This window comes from Fodinibius sp. GM21 (assembly GCF_058386955.1).
In genome coordinates this window covers 31243-53541 of record NZ_JBYEIQ010000003.1, presented here as the reverse complement: position 1 = coordinate 53541, position 22299 = coordinate 31243, and the positions used below count along the sequence as shown (strand labels likewise).

Genomic DNA, 22299 nt, shown 5'->3' with positions numbered 1-22299 from the left:
TTATATTTTAAGCGCAGGTTTAGTTTTCTTGCCTGGTTTCGGTAAAAAATGTTAAATCTTCTTCTTTTTGTGAACGCATTGTCGATGTAGCTCCCGCCTCATTATCGATCACCTGAATAAATATCGCACCGGTAATAATAAATACCGCTGAAATTATTTCCATCATATTGGGATTTTCGCCAATACTAAGCCAGGCTATTAGCAAGGCTGCTATGGGGACCATATTTCCATAGAGCACTACCTGGGTTGGTCCAAGTATTTTTAATGCTCGTACCTTGACCCATTGGCCAACACCTACCCCGATTGCTCCACCTGCTAAAATGGCAATCCAGGTCCAGGTACCTAAGGAAAGCCAGGTTACTTCAATTAAATCCGGGGCGGCTATAAGAATATACAGAGATCCGCCAATAGCAGTGCGCAAGGCTACGATAGAAACAGATCCGTATTCTCGTGCCAAAGGTTTTATTGCATGTAATTCGATGACAGTGAGTGCCAGGGCAACGATAAGAATGAGGTCGCCCAGCCAGTATCCCTGTTCCGGACGCAATCCATCCCAAGCTAAAATAACGGTGCCTATAACAGCAAGCAGAACCCCGGCGTACCCAAACTTTCCCATTTGTTCAGTGCTGAACAGATATCCGATGCCAGTACTTATGGCCGGACCGAGAGCCAGCCAGAGCGAAGCTCTTGCCCCGTGGGTTAGCCCTAATCCTTCAATACCCAGCCAAGGTGCAAGCGTGGCACCAATTACAGAAACAAACAGGAGGCGGGGCCAATCATCCTTTTTTATGTTGGGCAAAAAAGGAACTTTAGATGAAGTCTTGCTGCATTCGGTTCGGTATTGCAGGTACATCACCAAAAACATAGCAATGCCCCCCATCGCAAAGCGTGATACGCTAAATGAGATGGGAGACATCTCGGCAAGAGCAATTTCGGCCAGAATAAAATTAGCGCCCCAAAAGAATACGAATAATACCAGCAGGCTGTGATGTGGTAAGGCTTCTCCCTTTACCGATGATTTAATAGGTTTTGGTGTCGAAATAATGCGTTTTAAATATTAATTGTGAAGGGTACTTTAGTCGTATCCCAGTGTAATACAACAGTTGCAGATTCTTGAGTGACATCCTCAAAATAGAACAGCAGACGTTCCGTAAAGTCCGCTTGTTGAGGTTCAACAGTAAATCGCAATACGTCTTTAGATTTATCGTACTGGGTACCCCATGAAAGTTTTGAGTTGATGATGATCGTCCATTCATCTTTTCCGGGAATAGTATAGAGCGAATAAGTGCCAGCTTCCAATTCATTTCCCTCAATTGTCAGATCATTAGAAACGACTAATGCTGTAGATTCATTAGCTCCTGTTCTCCAAACCTTACCGTAGGGTACGAGATCTCCAAAGATCGTCCGATCATTAACAGCGGGACGTCCGTATGTAATGGTTATATCAGTAGTACCAACAGTTTGGCTTACTGTTGCATTGGGACTCACTCTTGGTTCTTCATTGCCGCGCTCTTGAGCGAAGGCTGCTGATGAGATGAAAAGTGAGGCTAAGGCAATAAGAGATATCTTGATAAGAGCCGATTGAATAATTTTCATAGCAAATTTGATTAGTTTATGGTGACAATGCACAACTTTGTAACTCAAAATGGACAAAGATCGTTTATTTATGGTTACTTAAAGTGTTTTGCTTATACAAGTTGTTAGATTTAATTAAGTAAGTTTATTTATACATCCTAATACTTTCTAAAAAGTGTTTAATTACTTATATAAACATACAAACGGTTGGTTTCAGCAGATTTAAACATAGAGAATTAGGGCTAAAAAATTAATGGAGAATAAGATAGGCTCTCGTTTTTCTGATGATATAGAAGAGCTCTTTAGCAGTGGCACTGTAATCTTATTTACCTGCGCAACTACTTCGGATTTTCCTATCCTCTCAGTTAGTCAAAATGTCGAAGACATTTTAGGATTTCCTCCTTCCTATTTCAGTGACCATGAGAAGGGATGGTCAGATCGAATTCACCCTGATGATAAAGAAGAAGTTTTTGCTCAGTTTCGTGAGGTGCTCAATGAGGGTAAAACAGCGATAAACGAATATCGCTTTAAGACTAAGGAGGGAGGTTATATTTGGCTTCGTGATGAAATAAAAATCATTGAAAATCAAGAGGGCGAAGAGCTTATTTACGGTTCCTCTATTGATATCTCCGAACGAAAGAAAGCAGAAATAACCCTCAAGGAAAACAAAACTGAAGAGCTAAAACAGGAAGTTGCTCGACGAGAAGAGGCGGAAAAGAAGTTACAGAAGCGTCTCGATTATGAAAAAGTGATCTCTCAATGTTCAAAATTACTGTTAAAAAGCAACTCTTCGAAAGCTGTAAAAAAGAGCTTGGAGTTACTACAGGATGTTACTGAAGCTGATCGGGTTTTTCTCTATAAGAATAGAGAGAAGGATGGTGAGCTGTATTTAGATCCGGTATTAGAGGTGACCAAAGCAGGAGTTGATCCCATTATTGAAAATCTGGATCGAACGTTTAAATATTCCGAAGTCCCTTGGTTACACGAGAAGTTGTCATCCCTTCAAAAAGTCCATGCTAAGGTTGATGAGCTGCCAGACCCAGAACAATCTATATTGGAAGATCAGCAGGTAGAATCCATTTTGGTTATTCCTTTTAGCATTGAGAATGAGTGGAAGGGGTATATCGGATTTGCCGATACTCAAAAGAAACGGAAATGGGATGAGGAGGAAATTTCGTTACTGAGAACAGTCTCTCGACTTATTGCGGCTTTTGAGAAACGGAAAGTTATTGAAGAATCGCTCGTTGAACAGCGAAATTATACCAAGACGATTTTAGACAGCTTGCCGAGCATTTATCTGCTTATGGATGAAAACTTTCGGTTTGTAGAGTGGAATAGTTATGCCGAACGGTATACCGGCTATTCAAGTGATGAGATAAAAACGAAAACGGCTTTTGATCTTATCAAACCTGGACACCACGAATTATTGGAAAAGGCAATAGATCAGGTTAAAGAACAAAAGGGAAAGGGTACTGAATTGGATCTATTGACGAAGTCGGGAAAAACGATTCCTTTTTTCTGGCGTGGTTATTTTATTGAGTTTGGTAATGAAAGGTTTTTCTTATGTGTAGGGATTGATATTACCGAGCAAAAAAGGACAGAGCAGGAGTTGCGGCACGAGAAACGATTTAATGAAGCCCTGTTAGAAAGTTTGCCCGGTATCTTCTACATGTTTGATGAAGAAGGAAATTATCATCGATGGAATCAAAACTTGCTTGATCAAACAGGGTATACCGAGGAAGATATGCAGCAGATTACACCGGACGATTTCTTTGGTGAGGAAGAGCGGGATGTAGTACAAAAAGAAATTGGCAAAGTATTTAAAGTTGGACAATCGGAGTTAGAATCCAAACTGAAAACAAAAGATGGTCAAAAGATACCCTATTATTTGACAGGTAAATTATTTAAGCAAGATGGGAATAACTATTTGCTTGGCGTAGGTCATGATATGTCGGAGCAGGTAAAGGCGCGGGAAAAATTACGGAGAAGTGAAAAACTTTTCCGGAATATGTTTCTGAATGCACCGGCCGGTATTGTAATGGTTGATCCTGAAAATAAGGTGCTGGATATCAATGAGAGCTTCGAAAATATGTTTGGATTCAGTAAGAATGAACTTTCTGGTAAAAATATTGATCAGTTTATTGTACCTAAAGAGGAACGGGGGGAGGTACCCCGAATGCCATTGAAAGAATATGCTTCTGAAAGTTTTAACAGAGAAGCCAAGCGCCTTACCAAAGATGGAAATCTTATCGATGTATTTCTTGCTGCTATTCCTGTTTATATTGATGGTGAACCTATCGCTGGTTTTGGGATGTATATCGATATTACGGAAGAAAAGCAGTACGAAAAGGAGATTACCAGCTCACTTAAAGAAAAGAAAGTGATGCTGAAAGAAATACATCACCGGGTTAAGAATAATTTGGCTATTGTTTCGGGGTTGTTACAGTTGCAGATGTATGAGTCGGACGACCCACTGATACGTGATACGTTGGAGGAAAGTGAGCGGCGCATTCAAACAATGGCGCTTATTCATGAGCAGCTCTACAATTCTGATAGCCTGGGGAGCATTTCGTGTGATACCTATATTGGTGATCTTGTGGAGACGATTCGAAACACCATTGGATCTCACCAAGATGTTAATGTGAATGCAAATATTGAAAGCATAGAGCTGGACATTAAACAAGCAGTACCATTTGCCCTTTTAATTAACGAGGTAGTTACAAACTCGTTTAAGCATGCTTTTGACGGTGAAAATGATAAAACCATTACGATTCGAATAACCGGGAAAGATGGAAAGGTTCAAGCATATCTAAGCGATAACGGTAAAGGACTGCCCGATGTTCTGGACCCGGAAATGAGTGAGACCCTGGGAATGAGTCTCATTGATAACTTTGCCCAACAGCTAGAAGCAGAGTGGAAGATGGGTAGTGATAACGGAACTTATGTAAGTTTACAGTTTCGTATTGATGGGAAAGAATAAAGATTTTGAGTAAACACTTATGCTAGGCGTACGATATCTCTCTTAGAGCTTTTCTTTTACCTTATCTTTAAGCAGGTGGGAAAATTCTTTTCGGAATTTTTTGAGTTTGGGAGCTATCACTACCTGGCAATAACCTGCATTGGGATTATTCTCGTAATAATTTTGATGATAGTTCTCAGCTACGGAATAATTTGAAAGTGGTTCTATTTCGGTAACAATAGGATCTTCCCAAAGATCAGACTGATCAGTTCTTTCCAGTGACTTCTCGGCAATTTCTTTCTGTTTTTCATTGTGATAGAAAATAACCGATCGGTATTGGGGGCCTACATCAGCACCTTGTCGGTTTTTAGTAGTAGGATTGTGCGTGTGCCAAAAAACTTCAAGCAGCTGTTCGTATGAAATGACTGAAGGGTCGAAAGTGATGCGAGCCACCTCTGCGTGGCCGGTTTGCCCCGACGAAACCTGTCGATAGGTGGGATTAGGCAATTCCCCGCCCGCATAACCGGCAACCGCTGATTTTATTCCCTTTACTTCTTCAAAAACAGCTTCGACGCACCAGAAGCATCCGGCTCCAAAGGTTGCTTCTTCCATAGTTGTTGATTTCATGGTATCAATAGTATTATTGGGTTGAGCCTGTGATACAGCCGATAAGAATAGTACAAAAGATATTGCTGTAAACAGTAAACCCGTTATTTTCTTAACCCGCATAGATTGTGTAATCATAGCTAATCTGATTTAATTACACATAATAACACAAAAGAAGGAACAACCGTTTACACTCGAATAGTAAACTCTAAAGCAAGTCTACTTGCGTATCTCTTCGTATGCTTCTATAAACTCATCCGGAGTATGTTTGCCAATGATAGTAGCAATCGCCTCAAGCGGCAAATCAGTAACCATATTAAAGCGGAGACAAGAACGTCCCATGTCCATCTTTTTACCGGCTTTTTCAAACTCTTCTTCTAACCACTCCTGAAGTTCTTCGTCCTGATATACTGACATCAGGTAAAGAGAATTGTGATTTTTCTGCGCGGCTAAACCTATGTAATTGAGAGGCTGATTGTTATAGGTATCGGGATATTTTTCAAGAGGAATTTCATAGCTGATCATTCCCCAGTTGATAGTTTCTTCATAGCCTTCGGGAATATTGTCTAGAATTAATTCCCGTATCTCTTCAATCGGTTCTCTGCGATATTCGGGAAGTTCTTCTATATATTCTTCTACAGTTTGAGCCATACTCTTTGCCATGATAGAAATTCGTTAATTAATTTTTGAAAATTAAATAGTACCGAACAATAATTGAGTTCAGCAAATTGCTTTTGCTGATGATACTGTTCTTACGATAATATCAAAACCGGATTTCCTTTTCACAGAAACCCATTTAGTCCGCACGTAATATAAGTGCTATTAATACCAATTTCCGCCCTAAACAGTTCTGATTCGTTAGGGGAAATATATAAACGATTTTGAATGTAAAAACCCTTGTAATAGTGTACTCTCAAAACACTATTAATTTAAACATTTAAGAACCGATAACATTATTATGGAATATCGATTTTTAGGAAGATCAGGACTTAAGGTTTCTGCTCTGTCATTTGGATCATGGGTTACATTTGGCGATCAGATTGATGAGGATGTAGCTTACGATTCGATGAAGGAAGCCTATGATGCGGGCGTAAACTTTTTTGACAATGCCGAGATATATGCCGAGGGGAAGTCAGAAATTATGATGGGGAATATCATTCAAAAAGCGGGATGGAAACGTTCTGATTTGGTATTGTCCACCAAAATATTCTGGGGCGGTGAAGGTCCCAACGATAAGGGGCTTTCATTCAAACATATCAAGGAAGGTACCGAAGCAGCATTAAAACGCCTGCAAACCGATTATGTGGATCTGGTTTTCTGCCATCGCCCTGATAAGCATACTCCGATCGAGGAAACGGTTTGGGGAATGAATCAGATGATAAAAGAGGGAAAGGCCTTATACTGGGGAACCAGTGAATGGTCGGCGCGAGAAATTCGGCAGGCGTATGACTTTGCTCGTCAAGAGCATCTGCGCCCACCGCTGATGGATCAACCCCAGTATAATATGTTTCAGCGCGAAAAGGTGGAAAAAGAGTTTGCTCCGTTGTATGATGAAATTGGCTTAGGCACTACAATTTGGAGTCCACTGGCCAGTGGCTTGTTGACCGGCAAGTATAATGACGGTGTGCCGGAAGGGAGTCGGCTATCGCTTGAAAAATACGACTGGCTGCGCGAAAAATTACTCGAAACTGAGAGCGGCCGTCAGAAGCTTAACAAAGTAAAAGAACTGGCCGAAGTGGCGGATGGTGCAGGAATTCCTACGCCACAGTTTGCACTCGCGTGGTGTCTAAAAAATGAAAATGTAAGCACGGTGATTACCGGAGCCTCAAAACCAGAGCAGGTTGAACAAAATATGAAGGCCATTGAAGTGATTGATCAAATGACGCCGGATATTATGGAACGAATTGAAGAGATCCTTGATAATAAGCCTGAACCGGCAACAGATTTTAGAAACAACTAATATTTGTTGCTATCTAATTTTTGATTAAATGCCCGGAGGTTATGCTCTGGGCATTCTTTTTAAAAATGATACCCCATATTTAGTTTTACGGCATAGCCGCCGGTAAAGTTCGGGGTTGAAAGTGCAACTTCGATAGGTCCCACAATTGATGTAGCCCCAAAAGAAAGGGAATACCCTGTTTTAAGTCGTTCCTGGTCAATATTGAAGGTCCATTCATCGGTAAGGTGGGCAAGGTTTAGGCCCCCGCTAATATAGATATTTTTGTTTAATCTAATCTGCAATTGTGAACGGAGTGCTTTGATATTTGCGCCTCGCAGTTGTTGGGTGGGGTACCCCATAAAGGGTATTTGTTTTAGCTCAAAAACGGGGTTCTGGGATAGCCCTCCTGCATAATAGTAGTAATGAAGTGGCAGTTCTGAGGTTGAAGAGTACCCGGCAAAAAGTTCGTTCGAAATATTTACTCCGCTTATGAGCTTTATGGTTGAGAACCATCTTCCGGAAGTCTGATAAAAGCTTTCGGAACTTCCCCATCCGGGCTCAGAAAATTCAGTCTTTAAACTCAGGGATTGTCCTCGAGTGGGGAAATAAGACCGATTGAGGGTGTTAAAATCAATAGTCACGAAGGGATTGAGCAGAAAAGTGGTATTGCCTAAAACAAGCGTATTCCCGATAGCCTCATTTAAGTTGTACAATTCTGTTTCAAGCCCGATTTCAACGTCAGCCTGTTGCCATAGCTGTATTGCTATTGATGGTTGTAACGTCAGTTTCTCCACATCTATGCTCGATAAAGCTTGATCTTGATTGTAATAATTGATGGGGGAACGCTGTAATTTAACCCCGGTTTTTATATGGGTCAGCGGAGCAAGACTAATGGGTATGCTGTAATCTGAAGTAACCTCCAGTATTTCACCGGCTCTCAGCTGCATGGTTATCCTATCATTTAAAAAGATATTATCGGTAAATGAAGCCCCGAATAGCAGTGCCGCTTTGTATTTACTGTCGTATCGCATGCTAAAGCCGGCATACTCCTGTTCTTTGTGCTGAAATTCCAAAACAAGGTGCGTGCCCTCCGAATTCTGATTTTTCTGCAGACGATATGAAATTTGACTAAAAAGTCCTGAACCATAAAGTTGATTTATCTTTTGTTCGAGCTGGGATAGAGTTAGCTTTTCGGGAAGTTGTATATCAAGAGCAATGAATACCTGTTGCTGTTGTGTTAATCCCGTTAAATTGTTGAGTGAAATGTCTGAGACAAGGATGGTATCTTGTCGGGTTGATTGAATTGGTCTAAACGAAGACGCCACCGGGTTATGTTTTGCCAGCATTTCTTTTATTCTCGGAAGTGCTTGTCGTGCAGCCTGCTCCCCGCGACTAATGATTTCGTCTACCCGTTCATAGCTGAAGGAGGAGAACTCACTGATGTTTGGCCGAATATAGATATCCGTTTTTTCTTTTTGAACGATATCCGACTCCTGTTGATGAAATCCTATCGACTGGAATAGCACGTCTACAAATGTTTTGAGGCTATCAAGTTTTCTAATGGGTTCGCCTACATCGGAAGCAATTACAAAGTCGGCCCCGAGGTTTTGCACATCTTCGGCAGGTAGGTTTCGTGCAACACCTCCGTCAATAGATGTTTCTCCATCAATATTAACCGGTTTGAAAATGCTGGGAATGGCAATGCTGGCCCTAACGGCATCGGGCAGATAGCCGCTTGAAAAGGTTTTGGGTTCTCCCGTAGCCAGATTGGTAGCCACTGCCGAGAAGGGGATAGGCAGCTTGGTAAAATCTCTCACATCATGAAAAGGGAGCATCAGCCGGTAGAGTAGCATAGATATATTTTGACCATCAATAAGACCGGCAGGAAGAGAAAGTTGTTTGCCCTCAAATGGGAACGTAACAAGATACGTATCCTTTTTCAGGCTACTGTTTGATATTTGTTGCGGATTGATCTCATAGCTGTCATTTAATAAAATATTCCAGTTGGTATTTATGGCAATTTCTTCAATCTCCTTGGGTGAATAGCCGATGGCATATAATGAGCCGATAATAGATCCCATGCTGGTACCGCTGACCATATTTACGGGTATTCCTTCCTCCTCAAGTACTTTGAGTACCCCAATATGAGCAAATCCTTTAGCTCCTCCACCACTTAAAGCAAGTCCGAGTTTAGTTCCTTCGGAAGTGTTGTTATCGATTTCTTGATGTTCTTGCTGGGCAACGCCTGAGAAAGGTATTGATAAGAAAAATATTAGCAGCAAGGTCCTTGCTATGTCGAATTCGGTCAAGGGTGGACCTTTCATACGCCTTTGTTTAGATGCTTGTTATTGAGAATAAATATATAATAATGTAAAAAGATCAGCGAATGGGGATATTATTTTTTTTAAGTTTTTGGAGGTGGGAATCAATCAAGTTTGAAATCCATCTTTTGTCGGTAATAGAATCCGCTTTCCAAGGTATCGGGAAGTTCTCTGAATTTTATAGGTACCGATTTTGATCCCGCCAGAACTACAAAATGCAAGTGTGGAGTGGTAGAAAATCCGGTATTTCCGCTAAACCCGATAACTTCTCCAGCATAAATTTGTTGTCCTATATCAACGAGCGCTCCTTTATGCTGCAAATGGGCATAAACGCCTACGGTGCCATCATCATGACATATCATAATTTTGTTGGCCAGCTGTAGATAATCTTCATTGTCGCCGCCCTCTTTATTGTTTACGCTTACAAATCCAACGGTGCCGCCTCGTGCAGCACTAATTAAGCTGTTTTCGGGCATATCAAAATCAAAGGCATATTTTGAATTTGGTAAATTATGTGTAAAAGCCGAGTTGTTTCCCTGGATCAGCAAATGTGATTTCCCTGTGGGATAGGGTAATAGATACTTATAACTGGAATCGTGAATGGCATTGGGATTTCCAAGGGTGAGATGATATCGAACCTGTCCCTTGAATTCAGTGGGAGAATTTAATGAATCGACAGGTAGTTGAATGAGCTTATCTTTACCTCCCTTGGGTACAAAACGTTCAAACTTTGTATCAATAGAATCAGGTTCGGCCTTTAGATAAACGGGGCAGGGTAGGTTGTTTTGAGCCCACAGCGTGAATTCTTTGTCTGATATATCATCCCAAATAAAAACAGCTTGGGCACTGGATGTCTGCATCACCCCCATCACTGTAAGAAAAGCTAAAAGTGTGATAAATATCCGCATAAGGGCTCGTTTAATAAATAATGGATAATCTGCCTACTCAATGTAGACTATATAACAGTATTATGTATTACGAAGTTTATGCCTCAGCTAAGTTTGCTGCCATTTGGAATATTTTTGTCGGGTACTGCCAGCACTACGCTTCCATCATCTCTGTGAAAGCCGGTTATCAGACATTCGGATATAAATGGTCCAATTTGTTTAGGCGGTAAATTTACGACGCCAATAACCTGTTTATCGATGAGTTCGGTTGTTGAATACAGATCAGTAATTTGAGCGCTGCTCTTCTTAATGCCTATAGGTTTCCCAAAATCTATCCACAGTTTATAAGCAGGTTTATTAGCTTCTGGAAAAGCTTCAGCTTTGATGATCGTTCCAACTCTAAGGTCGACCTGCTCAAATTGCTCCCAACTGATTGTTGACATAAATTTATTGGTTTTGCCATTCGAATGATTCGGTCCGGGGAAATTGCTTAACCACATCCAATAGTTTTTTGGGCGGGATTTCCAACTTTCGTTTTTCCAGATCCAGCCAAGCTCCATCAACGGTAATTTGGGCTGCCTTGTCACCGTTCTGTTTAAATATCTCATGGAGAAAAGTCCATCGAGAACCATCGATCCGCATCCTCGTTAGCTTACAGTTTACCATAATCTGTTCTGATAGCCCGATTTCCTTAAAGAATTTTGTTTCTTCCCTAAATAAAATTGGACCAAGATTCATCATGGCAATCTCTTTGATGGGCAGCCCAAAATCCTGAAACATAGCGATTCGTGTTTGGGCGGCATAGTCGTTGTATACCGAATGTCGCATGTGTCGATTGGGATCCATATCGGCCCAAATTACTTCGTACGTTTTGCTGAAATCTGTTTTTCTCATAGGAAGATCGTTGGCTGTAATGCAAAAATAGGAGGTTTGCTGGTGTAGCTCTTATCCATCAATCTAACACTAAAATCGGATGTTCGTATTTACTACTTGATATATTCATTATTATTGTAACAGAAATTACTTTGCCATGCGAACATTTTTAAAATATCTATTAGCTATTTTAAGTGGTGTCATCACATTATTTATTACGGGTTATCTGTTATTGATGATGAGTGCAACGGCGGGGTTTGCAGCCGTAGTAGTGCTGTCTTTTCTGTTTGGGATGGCATTTAAAACGTCCGACAAATATGGATTGCTGATTTATCCAATATTGGTTTCAGCCCCTTCAATGGTTGTTTTGGGAATGTTAACTTATAACACGGGATCCATTGCGGGATTTGTTTTTCCTCCTGCCGGATTGTTATCTGCAATATTGGGTAACTATATCGCCTATCATACTGATAATTTGTTTAGCCCAAATTCCCTGCGGGCAGGCGGTGTTTTTGTAGCAGGCTGTATATTACTCATGACAACGGTTATTCCAAATATACATGTATTGGACACTTCAGAACGGGTAGAGGAGCGACTTCCTGAGGCTGAATTGACCTCTATTACTCGTGATACAATTACCGTATCAGAGTTCGAAAGTAATATTGTTGTCGTTGACTTCTGGGCTACCTGGTGTGGGAAATGTATACAGATGATGCCAGAACTGGAGCGATTGGACGAAAGATATAATGACAATCCCGAAGTAACTGTTAAAGCGGTGAATACGAGCCAGGGAGATTCATTTGATGACGTGAAAAATTTTGTCTCAGAAAAAAATATGGATATCGATGTGTTATATGACAACGACTCCCGCTTTACGGATAAAATGGGTGTTAGCGGGGTACCCTATACAGTGGTGATCGATACCAGGGAAGAAGCGATAAAAGTGCGAAAGCAAGGTTACGCCCTGGGAGAAGATTATGTAGGTGTAATGAGTTATCATATTGATCAGTTGCTTCAGGCTACTGACCAATCCTAAATAAGGTTTCTATGTTTTTTTGGTCGTGCGGTTTTAATAGATGATAATAATTTTCTGTGGCATTGAGCCAGGTTATTTCTACAACTTGCCTCACGCTAAAATGGGGTTTCTAGGTCTTCAAACACCGCATTTTTAACCAGTTTTTCGATTGTTGCCTGCTCCACATATTGGAGCGCTTCCTTTTCAGCATCAACGAAAATATCGGCAGACTCATAGTTCAACAGGTACTCATATTTATTGATATCAACATCCTTTTCGGTCCGGGCTTTGGCAATATCGATATAAAATAAACAACCATTGAGTCTGGCTACATAGTTTTTGATATAAAATATCAGTGCATCAGGAAGCGAAAGGTTATTCTCTACACTCATTAGTTTGTTGGATAGAGAAAGTGTTTCAGGCATGTGAGCTTGAACGACCTTCATTGGCGTAATAACTTTGCCCAGCTTCTTTTTGATGACCAGTAGGCCAGCTTGATTTTTATATTTTCCAGATGGTCAATAGGCTCGAGCCGAGGTTCGTCTTTTTGTACTAAATCGGGTACTGTCTTTACGGTATCCAGAATGCTACGTTTTTACTTACCGGGAACATTAATAGACAAAGTAGAAAGCCCGAGTGTGTCAGGAATTGCTGATTTCTTTAGTTGTTCCTGTTCCATTCTGATGAAAGTGCACGATAAACCACGCGGTCTCTAAACTGGTCATTCAATTGAATGGCTTCTTTTTGGATAGTTTCTTTGGTAAACCCCAATCGCTCTGGAACTCCTCTGCTTTTTATATTGTCAGCTGCGCAGTGTATTTCAACGCGATGCAGATTAAGTTCATCAAAGGCGTGATGAACTACAGCGCCACAGCATTTGGTCATAATACCATGACCCTGATAAGATTTGCCCAGCCAATATCCCAACGAGGTCTTTTGGTTTTGCCAGTCAATTTTGTGGTGACCGATAGTTCCTGCAATATTTCTATCAACAATAATGGCAGCCTGAAAGCTTTGATTTTCGACCCATTGTTGTTGTGATTGTTCAATGAATTGAGCCGTATCTTCAATCTTTTGCACCGAATCTATCCACGGAAGCCATTGCGCAAGGTATTCCCGATTTTGATCCGTCAACTGATAGAGCTCCTCAGTGTGACGAGCTTCTAATAGTTTAAGGTGAATATTATTTTCAATTTGCCAAGAAAACATGCTAGTATAGTGGTCATCTAAGAAATCTCCTCTAAAAAGATTCCCGCTTAGATTTATTCTGATCTAAAATGATCAGAATACTCCAGGCAAAGCAACAAGGTAATTCCATATCCTAGATGCATGATCAAACCGGCAAGTATATTGAGTACAGGGAACCAGGTATCCATATAAAATATGCCAAATGACTCTCCTCCGGCCATAGAAATTGCGGGTGAAACAATAACTGCAGCCACAATTGAAATTACAATACCATAAATAATGCCCTGCACCAGCCAGTTGCCGGGAAGTTTATTGTCTAAGAAAGCTACCCAGATTAAGGCTAATAGTATTCCGCCAATGTAATAAGCAGTATTTCCCCAAAGTATGCTATACGGATCTTGTTCATGAATATGATTGAAAATCACTTTCAGCATATATCCCACATCAATAACAGGAAGACCAATGCCACTTGATAGAAATGAAAGCATCGACATCATAAACGTAGCAATAAGGCCGCAAATAACTGTTTCCGTAAAAGAATATGTGCGTTCCATAATAGATGTATCCAACGTAATTAGTTGATAAGTTTATTTATATATAGATAGTATGTAACACAGAAACAAATATTTATAAAATTAAGCTTTCTGGTTACTATAAGTATGTTGGGATTATGAAAAACAAAAACCCTTGCAAGTAAGTAACTTACAAGGGTTGTGGTGCCCTGGACTGGAGTCGAACCAGCACTCCCTAAATGGGAACTGACCCCTCAAGCCAGCGCGTCTACCAATTCCGCCACCAGGGCAAAGGTCAAAATTTCAAGGCCTCAAATATAGGAGTTAATCCCGATAATCTGAAACAAAAAATTTGTGTAAAAATCGATTTTACATTTCTCCGAGCTGTTCCTTCACATACTCATTATCCGGATCCATTTTACTGGCCTGCTGATAAAAACCTTGCGCTTTTTCATCCTGTCCGGCTCGCTGTAGGAGGTCGCCCATCAGGATCCAGTTTTCAACGTCTTTGGGATCCTGCTTGATACGATTAAGCAGATATTCATTTGCTTTACTGGCATCACCATTCATAATCATGTACAGCACCTTATTGCGATGGGCGGCAGGCGAATCATCAAGGTCAATGGCCTTATCGAAATCTTCGATAGCTTGGTCCAGATTTTCAAGCTGCATGTTGGCAAAGCCACGCAAGTTATAATAACCGCTGTTTTCTTTTTCCAGTTCAATGGCTTTTTCGAGGGCTTCGATGCTTTTCTCCCACTGATTGAGCTTTTGGAATACCAGTCCTTCTAAATGAAATCCATCGGAGTATTCAGGTTCTTTTTTCTGTAGCTGATGAGCAATATCCAGCGCATGATCAAAGTCGCCTTCGTGCAGTAATGATAGTCCTTCTTCAAGCTGATCTTCGTAATTCATGAGAAATAACTTCTTTCGTGGTTAACGGTAAATTCAGTAATGCCTCGAAAGATAAGGAATGTTGATGCGTTAATCAGATGATTTTGAGGTTGTTTTTTCCTCGTCGGTAATATCTTCAAAGTCGGCCTCTTCAATCTGGTCGAAGTTTTTTTTGGAGGTATTTGAAGATTGCGAATTGCGATTCTGCTGGTTTTGCTGTTGATACATCTGATAAAAAAAGCTCGATCCTTTTTTGCCTTTCTTTTTTGCATCGGAAGGAAGAAAAAATCGACTGATGATCTTGATAAGAAGATACATCACTAAAAAGAATAATAGGGTGCGAAAAATCATTTCTGCTAATTGGTGATATGAATATGCGTGTTACCGCGAATAGGCTGATTAAAAATTTGCTCTTCTATATAATCTAAGTGTTTTTCGTTACTAACGAAATCAATCTCTGATGTATTAATGATCATCAGGGGGGATTTATTGTAGTGATGGAAGAAATGATTGTAGGCATCACTAAGTTCCTGCAGATAAGAACGGGAAATATCGCGCTCGTAGTCCCGGTCGCGTTCCTGTATATTTTGCATCAGCCGATCTACGTTGGATTGCAGATAAATAACGAGATCGGGCTGGGCAGAAATGCCGGCCATAATTTTAAAAATGGTGTCATATAACGCCAATTCGTCATCCTCGAGGTTGAGTCGCGCAAAAATACGATCCTTTTCAAAGATATAATCAGAAATCGTCATCTGTTGAAACAGATCCTTGTTGAGCATTTCTTGCTGCTGTTGGAAACGGCTGGCTAAAAATGACATCTGAGTGGGAAAAGCATAGCGCTCTCGATCCTTGTAAAACTTTGGTAAAAAGGGATTCTCCTCAAACTGCTCAAGGACAAGACGCGCATTGTGACGTTCGGTCAGTAGTTTTGCCAGGGATGTTTTACCCACTCCAATTACGCCTTCAATGGCAATAAAATCGAACTCGTTTTCCATAGTTACCAACGTAGGTCTGTTTTTTCAAGTCTCAGCTCGGGTGCCTCAGATATTAGTTGTGTTATGGACGTTCCGGTTTGGGGGTCGCTCCAGTCAGGCATAACTTCTGCCAGGGGCGCCAACACAAAAAGCCGTTTCTGATATTCCGGATGGGGGATGATAAGATTATCCGTTTGAATCACCAAGTCGCCGTACGAAATAATATCGAGATCTATGGTACGTGCGCTCCATTTTGGCTGATTGGCACTGCGGCCGTGCTGATGCTCAAACTCTTTAAACTTTTTGATCAACGGCTTAGGGTTTTCGTCACTCTCAATTACAACTACAGCATTGTAAAAGTCTCGGGTTGAGGGACCAACCGGGGCGGTGATATAAATTGAGGATTTGTGCAGGGGAAGCTCTGATTGTTCTTTCAAAAACCCAGCGGCATCCATCAGGTGTTGATGCCGATCTCCTACGTTTGATCCCAGCGCTATAACTACCGTTGCCATTGCATCGTGATCTCAGAATATGCGGTTTCTACGTCGAGGGGTGGGGCAAGCTTGCGCACAGATACTTCCAGCGATGCGACATTTGAAAATGTATCAAAAAGTTGATCGCCAATTCTTTTTGCCAGTGTTTCAATGAGTTTAACGGAGGGGCCATGCATTACTTTTGTAATGATGGTGAGTACCTCTTGGTAATCAATCGTATCTTCAAGCTGATCTGTTTCTCCTGCATTACGCAGGTCGGCCGAAAAAATGATATCAACTTCAAAATCATTACCCTGCTCACGCTCTTCTTGGTAATACCCATGATACCCTTTAAAGGAGAGACTTTTAAGCGTCAGGGTTTCCATAAATTACAGTGTGGATACTTCAATTTTCTGGTGCAACTCTTCCACAACCCGTTTGTGTTTGGCGGTTGTTTGCATGCGTTCTTCAACAGTAGATATGGCATGAATCACCGTTGAGTGATCGCGACCGCCAAAATGTAGTCCAATGGTTTTTAAGCTTGAGTCGGTAAACTGCTTTGACAAATACATCGCTATTTGACGCGCCTCAACGATCTCCTGCTTTCGTGTTTTTTCGCGCACTTTATTGGTATCAATACCAAAATAATCACAAACATAATCCTGAATCTGCTCTATAGAAATCGTTGTTTGTGATTCCTGAATCATATCCTTGAGCACACGCTTAGCCATTTGTGGTTCAATTTCATCCACATGCTGTAGCGATGCAAAAGCCAGTAATTTGATAATAGCACCTTCCAAGTCGCGAACATTTGACTTGAAATTATGAGCAATAAATTCAAGCACTTGATGCGATAGTTCGATGCCGTTATCCGAGGCCTTGCGCTCAAGGATGGCATATCGGGTTTCGTATTCGGGAATCTGCAAGTCGGCGCTGAGTCCCCAGCTGAAGCGCGAAATGAGACGTTCTTCAATGTCTGGAATTTCACGAGGAGCGCGGTCACTGCTCAGAATAATTTGTTTGCCATCCTGATGAAGCGCATTGAAAATATGGAAAAACTCCTCCTGGGTTTTTTCCTTGCCGCTGAAAAACTGGATGTCATCAACGATCAGTACATCAATTTGTCGATAAAACATCGTGAATTCGCTGGCTCGATTATTTCGTATAGCCTGTACGAATTCGTTGGTAAAGCTTTCGGAGGAAATATAGAGGACCGCAAGCTCATCACCGTGTTCTTGTTTTACCTTATTGCCAATACTTTGGATAAGGTGCGTTTTTCCAAGTCCGGTTCCCCCATAAATAAAGAATGGATTGAACGAGCTGCTTCCAGGATTTTCAGCAATGGCCATTGCTGCCGACCGCGCCAGTCGGTTACAATCTCCTTCTATATAGCGATCAAAAACATAGCTGGAGTTCAGATTGGAGTCGATCTTAGTTTTTTGGATGCCCGGAATAACGAAAGGATTCTCAATTTTTCCGGGACTATATTCAGAATATCCCTTAATTTCTTGTCCTTGATTATTTTCTGGCGGCATCGGGCGTTGCGGAAGACGTACCGACCGATTGTCAGTATTGTCATCAGATTTTTCAAGTACTACCGAGTATTCAAGTTTACCATCTTCCCCCAATACTTTTGCCAGGGTAGATCGTAACATCCCATAATAATGCTCCTCCAGCCATTCGTACCAGAATTGACTGGGAACTTGGATGGTAAGCGTGTTTTGTTCCAGCTTTACCGGCTCGATAGGTTCGAACCATGACTTGAATTTCTGGTAGCTGATATTGTCCTTGATAATTTCTAAGCACTGCTCCCACGCAGCCTCGGAAGAAATATTACTCAACGTCCCTTAACCTCTTCTAAAATTAAAATTATTGCGCAAGATACCCTACAGTTATCCACACATTTTTGTGCTGTCCCAATTTTATGTGAAACGAAGATGATAATTTCAAAGACAGATGTCAAAAAAATATTACCTGTGTTTGGAAAAGTTATCCACATCGCTCTAAACATTGTAATTGCATGAATGCCAAGGAATTAGAATTTTATGCACATTTCTATCAAATTTCACTTGACAGTACATAATATTGCGCTAACAATGATTTTACCTAAAAACAATATAGATAATCCTATTATAAAAAAGTTTTCCACAAGTTTTCCACAACTAAATTATGGAGTAAATAGTCCAAAATATTTAACCGATATTTACTGGCTAAAAAGGAGGGAGAAAGCTAATTAACGGTGCTGAGCAATTATAAAACGAGGTTTTTTATCGTAGTCATTTTCGATACGCGCTGACCATTTCTGGTCATTGAAAAGGTCCAATATTTGTTGACTGTAATTTTCGTGCAATTCCAAATATAAAGAGCCGTTTTTTGTCAGCTTCTGGGAGGCAAATTCAATGATGCTGTTATACATTTTTTCGAGATCATCAAAGAATAATGCTTCGGCCGGTTCGTAATCTTTAACCTGTGATTCCAGGATGTCTTTTTCTTCCGGCTTAACATAGGGAGGGTTCGAAACAATAAGATCTAGGGGTTCTTGAACCGAAATACTTGTGGGATTCAAAATATCACCCTTGGAAAACGAAACCTCAGCATCATTTTGTTCGGCATTATCCCGGGCTATATTTAAGGCTCCTTCTGAAATATCAATTCCCAAAATGTCCCAATGGGGTCGCTCCATTTTTAAAGTAACAGGAATGCAGCCTGATCCGGTACCAATATCGAGCACAGAGAGCTCTTCTTCTGACTGTTGATCATCCAGGATAATCTCAACGAGCTGTTCGGTTTCAAGGCGAGGAATCAGAACTTGTTCATTGACCGAAATGCGGGCATTCATAAAGTTGGTATACCCGATAATATATTGTAATGGCTCATGTTTAGCTCTGCGCTTGACCATCGGTCGTAATTCATCGAGCTCTTTTGGGGAAAGTGGCCGATCAAATTTGAGATATAGATCCAGCCGCTTGATGTTAAGCGTTTCCGCCAATAACCATTCAATACTGTGCCTGGGGTCGGGAATGTTTTTCTTTTCGAAAAAATCAGTACCCCATTCCAACATGGAAAGGACAGTCCATTCCTCGACCTTTCTGCTCATAATACAGTAATGTAGTAGTTAGGACTCGTCTTCTTCGACTTGTTGTTCTTTCTCTTGTTGAACAGTAAGACCAAAACGCTTGCTGAAATCTAAAATAAAGTCGATGACCTCATCATCAATAGTGCGTTTTTCTTCATCCAGCGAGCTTCCGCGAAATCCCATGCGCCCACCAGTTTTTTTAAGTTCAAACCGATTTTGTTTACCGGTAAATTCAATGATGCAGGTAAGAGTGACACTTGCGTTTATTTGCTTCTCATATTCTTCATAAACAGCAACGTGAACTTGATCACCCGTATCGGATGATTGATATTTATACAAATACTTAGGCTCTATATCGTTAAAGAGCTGTTCGGGCATTCTACGCAGTGTATCTGCCGGCCCAAAAACAAGATACTTGCTTACAGTAGCCATAATGTGTTAACTTCTATTGGTAGATTTGATAGGTTGTAAAGAGCCTGAATAAAAGTTTTTATATACTCAGAGTCAAATTTGTTTGTAGGTTCGTATATATTTATTTATATCACCTGAATCTCAGCATAATTTTATGTCTGAACGATTGTTACCATAATACGATTATAATTTAGTAAAAAGCTAATATAGCGGCAGCCACATATGAAGAAATCGATGATAAGAAAAGTTCTCTCTTTATTTGTTCTGACACTGTTAATAAGTGTTATAGCTGATACCGCTATTGCCCAGATAAAGGAGCCGGAAGTTATCGGGAAGTCAGATCCTAAAACTCCGTTGTCTGAGGGATATCACAATGCCCTTGGATTTGATCTGGTTCTCAACAATTTTGGGTTTGGAATTGGGGGAACGTATGGTCGTGCGGTAGCTCCATATACAGAAATTACATTTCGTACCGGAATTACAGGTATCAGAGACGCGAGTGAACAAAACTTCCAGAGTTTTTTAACGGGACAGCAAATTGTGCCTAATAAATATAAACGAGCATTTGGATTCCCGTTTTTGTTGGGGGTCAAGCAGCGCCTTTTTGCTCGTCATATTGAGGATAATATGCGCTTTTTTGTAAGTGCTGCCGGAGGTCCGGCTTTGGCATTTACGTATCCCTATGTTAGTGATACAACTGTTCCTCAATATGGAGAACCCAATGGATTTCGTGATTTTCAGGTAGGTCCAAACGGTTTTCTATATCCCGTTGAGCGTGTCAATGATTTTTTTTCGGGATGGAGCGAAGGAGAAACCAAATGGGGGTACAGCGGTGCAATAAAGATAGGAGTGGATTTGGGTAGCAAATTTAAGTCGCGTACTACCATCGAGTTTGGATATTTCTTCTACTATTTCAGTGACGGGCTGCAAATTATGGAACCGTACAAACCTACGGAATACAATGCTGATGGAGAACCAATTTTTGAATCAAGAGTTGAATTTTTTGATGCCCAAAAATACTTTGGCTCGCCACAGATTAAATTTACTTTTGGCGGCATGTGGTAAGGTGGCTGCGCAAGGGTGTACATTGCCGGCCCGAGTATAAGCTTAATCATTAGCTTCCTAAATAAAGTTTATACACTTCTTTTTTGTAATCTGAGTTCTGCATTTTGTACTTCTTTTCTCTTTATCAGTAGATAAAAACCTTGTACCTTTATCTTCAATTTCCACGACAATAAATAAGATATTATCATGAGTTTTATTGAAGAAATTATTGGCCGACAAATTATTGACTCAAGAGGGAATCCCACGGTTGAAGTAGATGTCGTTTTAACAAATGATATAGTAGGCCGTGCCGCCGTTCCATCGGGAGCATCCACCGGAGAGCATGAAGCCGTTGAGCTTCGCGATACGGAATCGGATCTTTATCTGGGAAAAGGGGTCAGCAAGGCGGTCGAAAATGTAAATACGATCATTGCCAATGAACTGCGGGGATACGAGGTATTTAATCAGGTAGAAATTGATAATACCCTTCTCGAAATTGATGGTACCGAAAATAAAGGAAATTTAGGAGCCAATGCTATTTTAGGTGTTTCCCTTGCTGCTGCGGATGCGGCCTCAAATGCCCTTAACTTACCATTATGGCGCTATATCGGAGGAGTGAATGCAAAAGTGCTTCCCCTGCCAATGATGAATATTATTAATGGTGGTTCGCATGCCGATAACAATGTGGACCTACAGGAATTTATGATCATGCCCAGCGGCGCAAAGTCTTTTTCGGAAGCAGTCCGTATGGGTTCTGAAATTTTCCATCATCTAAAAAAAGTGCTAAAGAACAAAAATTATAATACAGCTGTTGGTGATGAGGGAGGTTTTGCCCCGGATTTGGATTCTAATGAAGAGGCGGTGGAAGTAATTTTGAATGCGATTGAAAAGGCCGGTTATATTCCCGATGATGAAGTGGTTATTGCACTAGATCCTGCTACTGCGGAATTCTACAATGCTGACAAAGGTGTTTATGAATTTCGATGGAGCGATGGCAGTGAACGAAGCAGTGAAGACATGGTTGAATTCTGGAGCAACTGGGTTGAAAAATATCCCATTGTTTCTATCGAAGACGCCCTTGATGAAAATGACTGGGACGGCTGGAAGAAGCTAACGGATGCTATTGGCGATAATGTTCAGCTGGTAGGTGATGACCTTTTTGTAACCAACACCGAGCGACTTGCGCGTGGAATAAAGCAGGGAGTGGCTAATTCTATCCTTATCAAGGTAAATCAAATTGGCACGCTTACGGAGACACTGGATGCTATAGAGATGGCACATAAGAATGATTACACGGCTGTAATCTCCCATCGCTCCGGGGAAACGGAAGATACAACTATAGCTGATCTGGCGGTGGCAACCAATGCCGGACAAATCAAGACCGGTTCTATGAGTCGTACGGATCGAATCGCTAAATATAATCAGCTGCTACGAATCGAAGAGCAACTGGGCGAAAATGCGATCTTTATGGGAAGCGATGCTTTTGGATTTTAAGGAGTCAGAAAGCACGAAATAAATATGAGATAGCGCGGGCATTAGCCCGCGCTAT

24 protein-coding genes and 1 tRNA gene are annotated in these 22299 nt (G+C 41.0%); 5 read left to right on the top strand and 20 right to left on the bottom strand.

Features of this window, described 5'->3' with window-relative positions; genetic code table 11:
- Positions 1-19 precede the first annotated feature (19 nt).
- Both ACT3IB_RS07445 and ACT3IB_RS07440 read right to left on the bottom strand, forming a co-directional pair.
- Positions 20-979, bottom strand: coding sequence for a DMT family transporter (locus ACT3IB_RS07445; RefSeq protein ID WP_491538927.1), 960 nt, complete (start codon positions 977-979; stop codon positions 20-22).
- Between the two features lie 71 nt (positions 980-1050).
- Positions 1051-1596 carry a DUF2911 domain-containing protein gene (locus ACT3IB_RS07440; protein WP_491538372.1) on the bottom strand — a complete coding sequence of 182 codons (546 nt, stop codon included), beginning with the start codon at positions 1594-1596 and terminating at the stop codon, positions 1051-1053.
- Between the two features lie 232 nt (positions 1597-1828).
- On the opposite strand from ACT3IB_RS07440, the gene ACT3IB_RS07435 reads away from it, so the two are divergent.
- Positions 1829-4555 (top strand): PAS domain S-box protein, encoded by a 2727-nt coding sequence (locus ACT3IB_RS07435; protein ID WP_491538371.1) that lies wholly within the window; start codon positions 1829-1831, stop codon positions 4553-4555.
- Positions 4556-4597: 42 nt separating this feature from the next.
- Here the strand turns inward: ACT3IB_RS07435 and msrA are convergent, their stop codons facing one another.
- Positions 4598-5278, bottom strand: coding sequence for a peptide-methionine (S)-S-oxide reductase MsrA (gene msrA, locus ACT3IB_RS07430; protein ID WP_491538370.1), 681 nt, complete (start codon positions 5276-5278; stop codon positions 4598-4600).
- 81 nt (positions 5279-5359) lie between these two features.
- Positions 5360-5803, bottom strand: coding sequence for a DUF1801 domain-containing protein (locus ACT3IB_RS07425; RefSeq protein ID WP_491538369.1), 444 nt, complete (start codon positions 5801-5803; stop codon positions 5360-5362).
- Between the two features lie 295 nt (positions 5804-6098).
- Between ACT3IB_RS07425 and ACT3IB_RS07420 the strand changes: the two genes are divergently transcribed.
- Positions 6099-7100, top strand: coding sequence for a potassium channel beta subunit family protein (locus tag ACT3IB_RS07420; protein ID WP_491538368.1), 1002 nt, complete (start codon positions 6099-6101; stop codon positions 7098-7100).
- 59 nt (positions 7101-7159) lie between these two features.
- Here ACT3IB_RS07420 and ACT3IB_RS07415 read toward each other — a convergent pair whose 3' ends face one another.
- The 4 genes from ACT3IB_RS07415 to ACT3IB_RS07400 form a co-directional block, all read right to left on the bottom strand.
- Positions 7160-9403 (bottom strand): patatin-like phospholipase family protein, encoded by a 2244-nt coding sequence (locus ACT3IB_RS07415; protein ID WP_491538367.1) that lies wholly within the window; start codon positions 9401-9403, stop codon positions 7160-7162.
- Positions 9404-9504: 101 nt separating this feature from the next.
- Positions 9505-10308, bottom strand: coding sequence for a M23 family metallopeptidase (locus tag ACT3IB_RS07410; protein WP_491538366.1), 804 nt, complete (start codon positions 10306-10308; stop codon positions 9505-9507).
- Between the two features lie 83 nt (positions 10309-10391).
- Positions 10392-10730 carry a tRNA-binding protein gene (locus ACT3IB_RS07405; RefSeq protein WP_491538365.1) on the bottom strand — a complete coding sequence of 113 codons (339 nt, stop codon included), beginning with the start codon at positions 10728-10730 and terminating at the stop codon, positions 10392-10394.
- 4 nt (positions 10731-10734) lie between these two features.
- Positions 10735-11181, bottom strand: coding sequence for an acyl-CoA thioesterase (locus ACT3IB_RS07400; RefSeq protein ID WP_491538364.1), 447 nt, complete (start codon positions 11179-11181; stop codon positions 10735-10737).
- 136 nt (positions 11182-11317) lie between these two features.
- Here ACT3IB_RS07400 and ACT3IB_RS07395 point away from each other — a divergent pair, with 136 nt between their 5' ends.
- Positions 11318-12196, top strand: coding sequence for a TlpA family protein disulfide reductase (locus tag ACT3IB_RS07395; protein WP_491538363.1), 879 nt, complete (start codon positions 11318-11320; stop codon positions 12194-12196).
- A gap of 95 nt (positions 12197-12291) precedes the next feature.
- Here ACT3IB_RS07395 and ACT3IB_RS07390 read toward each other — a convergent pair whose 3' ends face one another.
- The 12 genes from ACT3IB_RS07390 to ACT3IB_RS07335 form a co-directional block, all read right to left on the bottom strand.
- On the bottom strand, positions 12292-12621 hold the full coding sequence (locus ACT3IB_RS07390) for a carboxymuconolactone decarboxylase family protein (RefSeq protein WP_491538362.1): 330 nt from the start codon (positions 12619-12621) through the stop codon (positions 12292-12294).
- A 214-nt stretch (positions 12622-12835) separates the two neighbouring features.
- Positions 12836-13384, bottom strand: a complete 549-nt coding sequence (locus ACT3IB_RS07385; protein WP_491538361.1) for a GNAT family N-acetyltransferase — start codon at positions 13382-13384, stop codon at positions 12836-12838.
- 53 nt (positions 13385-13437) lie between these two features.
- Positions 13438-13932 (bottom strand): hypothetical protein, encoded by a 495-nt coding sequence (locus ACT3IB_RS07380; protein ID WP_491538360.1) that lies wholly within the window; start codon positions 13930-13932, stop codon positions 13438-13440.
- Between the two features lie 145 nt (positions 13933-14077).
- Positions 14078-14165: transfer RNA gene (locus ACT3IB_RS07375), tRNA-Leu, on the bottom strand.
- Positions 14166-14244: 79 nt separating this feature from the next.
- Entirely contained in the window at positions 14245-14790 is a 546-nt protein-coding gene (locus ACT3IB_RS07370; protein WP_491538359.1) for a tetratricopeptide repeat protein, read from the bottom strand.
- A 69-nt stretch (positions 14791-14859) separates the two neighbouring features.
- Positions 14860-15120: a hypothetical protein gene (locus ACT3IB_RS07365; RefSeq protein WP_491538358.1), complete on the bottom strand. Its 261-nt coding sequence runs from the start codon at positions 15118-15120 to the stop codon at positions 14860-14862.
- Positions 15121-15125: 5 nt separating this feature from the next.
- Positions 15126-15767 carry a deoxynucleoside kinase gene (locus ACT3IB_RS07360; protein ID WP_491538357.1) on the bottom strand — a complete coding sequence of 214 codons (642 nt, stop codon included), beginning with the start codon at positions 15765-15767 and terminating at the stop codon, positions 15126-15128.
- A 2-nt stretch (positions 15768-15769) separates the two neighbouring features.
- Complete coding sequence (folK, locus tag ACT3IB_RS07355) at positions 15770-16258, bottom strand: 2-amino-4-hydroxy-6-hydroxymethyldihydropteridine diphosphokinase (protein ID WP_491538356.1); 489 nt, start codon at positions 16256-16258, stop codon at positions 15770-15772.
- Positions 16246-16605: a dihydroneopterin aldolase gene (folB, locus tag ACT3IB_RS07350; RefSeq protein WP_491538355.1), complete on the bottom strand. Its 360-nt coding sequence runs from the start codon at positions 16603-16605 to the stop codon at positions 16246-16248. The genes folK and folB overlap by 13 nt, the downstream gene beginning before the upstream one ends.
- Positions 16606-16608: 3 nt before the next feature.
- The gene (gene dnaA / locus ACT3IB_RS07345; RefSeq protein ID WP_491538354.1) at positions 16609-18060 is read right to left on the bottom strand and encodes a chromosomal replication initiator protein DnaA; all 1452 of its coding nucleotides are present in this window, start codon (positions 18058-18060) and stop codon (positions 16609-16611) included.
- Positions 18061-18452: 392 nt separating this feature from the next.
- Positions 18453-19316 (bottom strand): peptide chain release factor N(5)-glutamine methyltransferase, encoded by an 864-nt coding sequence (prmC, locus tag ACT3IB_RS07340; RefSeq protein ID WP_491538353.1) that lies wholly within the window; start codon positions 19314-19316, stop codon positions 18453-18455.
- An 18-nt stretch (positions 19317-19334) separates the two neighbouring features.
- Positions 19335-19727 (bottom strand): hypothetical protein, encoded by a 393-nt coding sequence (locus ACT3IB_RS07335; protein ID WP_491538352.1) that lies wholly within the window; start codon positions 19725-19727, stop codon positions 19335-19337.
- 201 nt (positions 19728-19928) lie between these two features.
- On the opposite strand from ACT3IB_RS07335, the gene ACT3IB_RS07330 reads away from it, so the two are divergent.
- Positions 19929-20771 carry a hypothetical protein gene (locus tag ACT3IB_RS07330; RefSeq protein WP_491538351.1) on the top strand — a complete coding sequence of 281 codons (843 nt, stop codon included), beginning with the start codon at positions 19929-19931 and terminating at the stop codon, positions 20769-20771.
- Between the two features lie 186 nt (positions 20772-20957).
- Positions 20958-22244: a phosphopyruvate hydratase gene (eno, locus tag ACT3IB_RS07325; protein ID WP_491538350.1), complete on the top strand. Its 1287-nt coding sequence runs from the start codon at positions 20958-20960 to the stop codon at positions 22242-22244.
- Positions 22245-22299 lie beyond the last annotated feature (55 nt).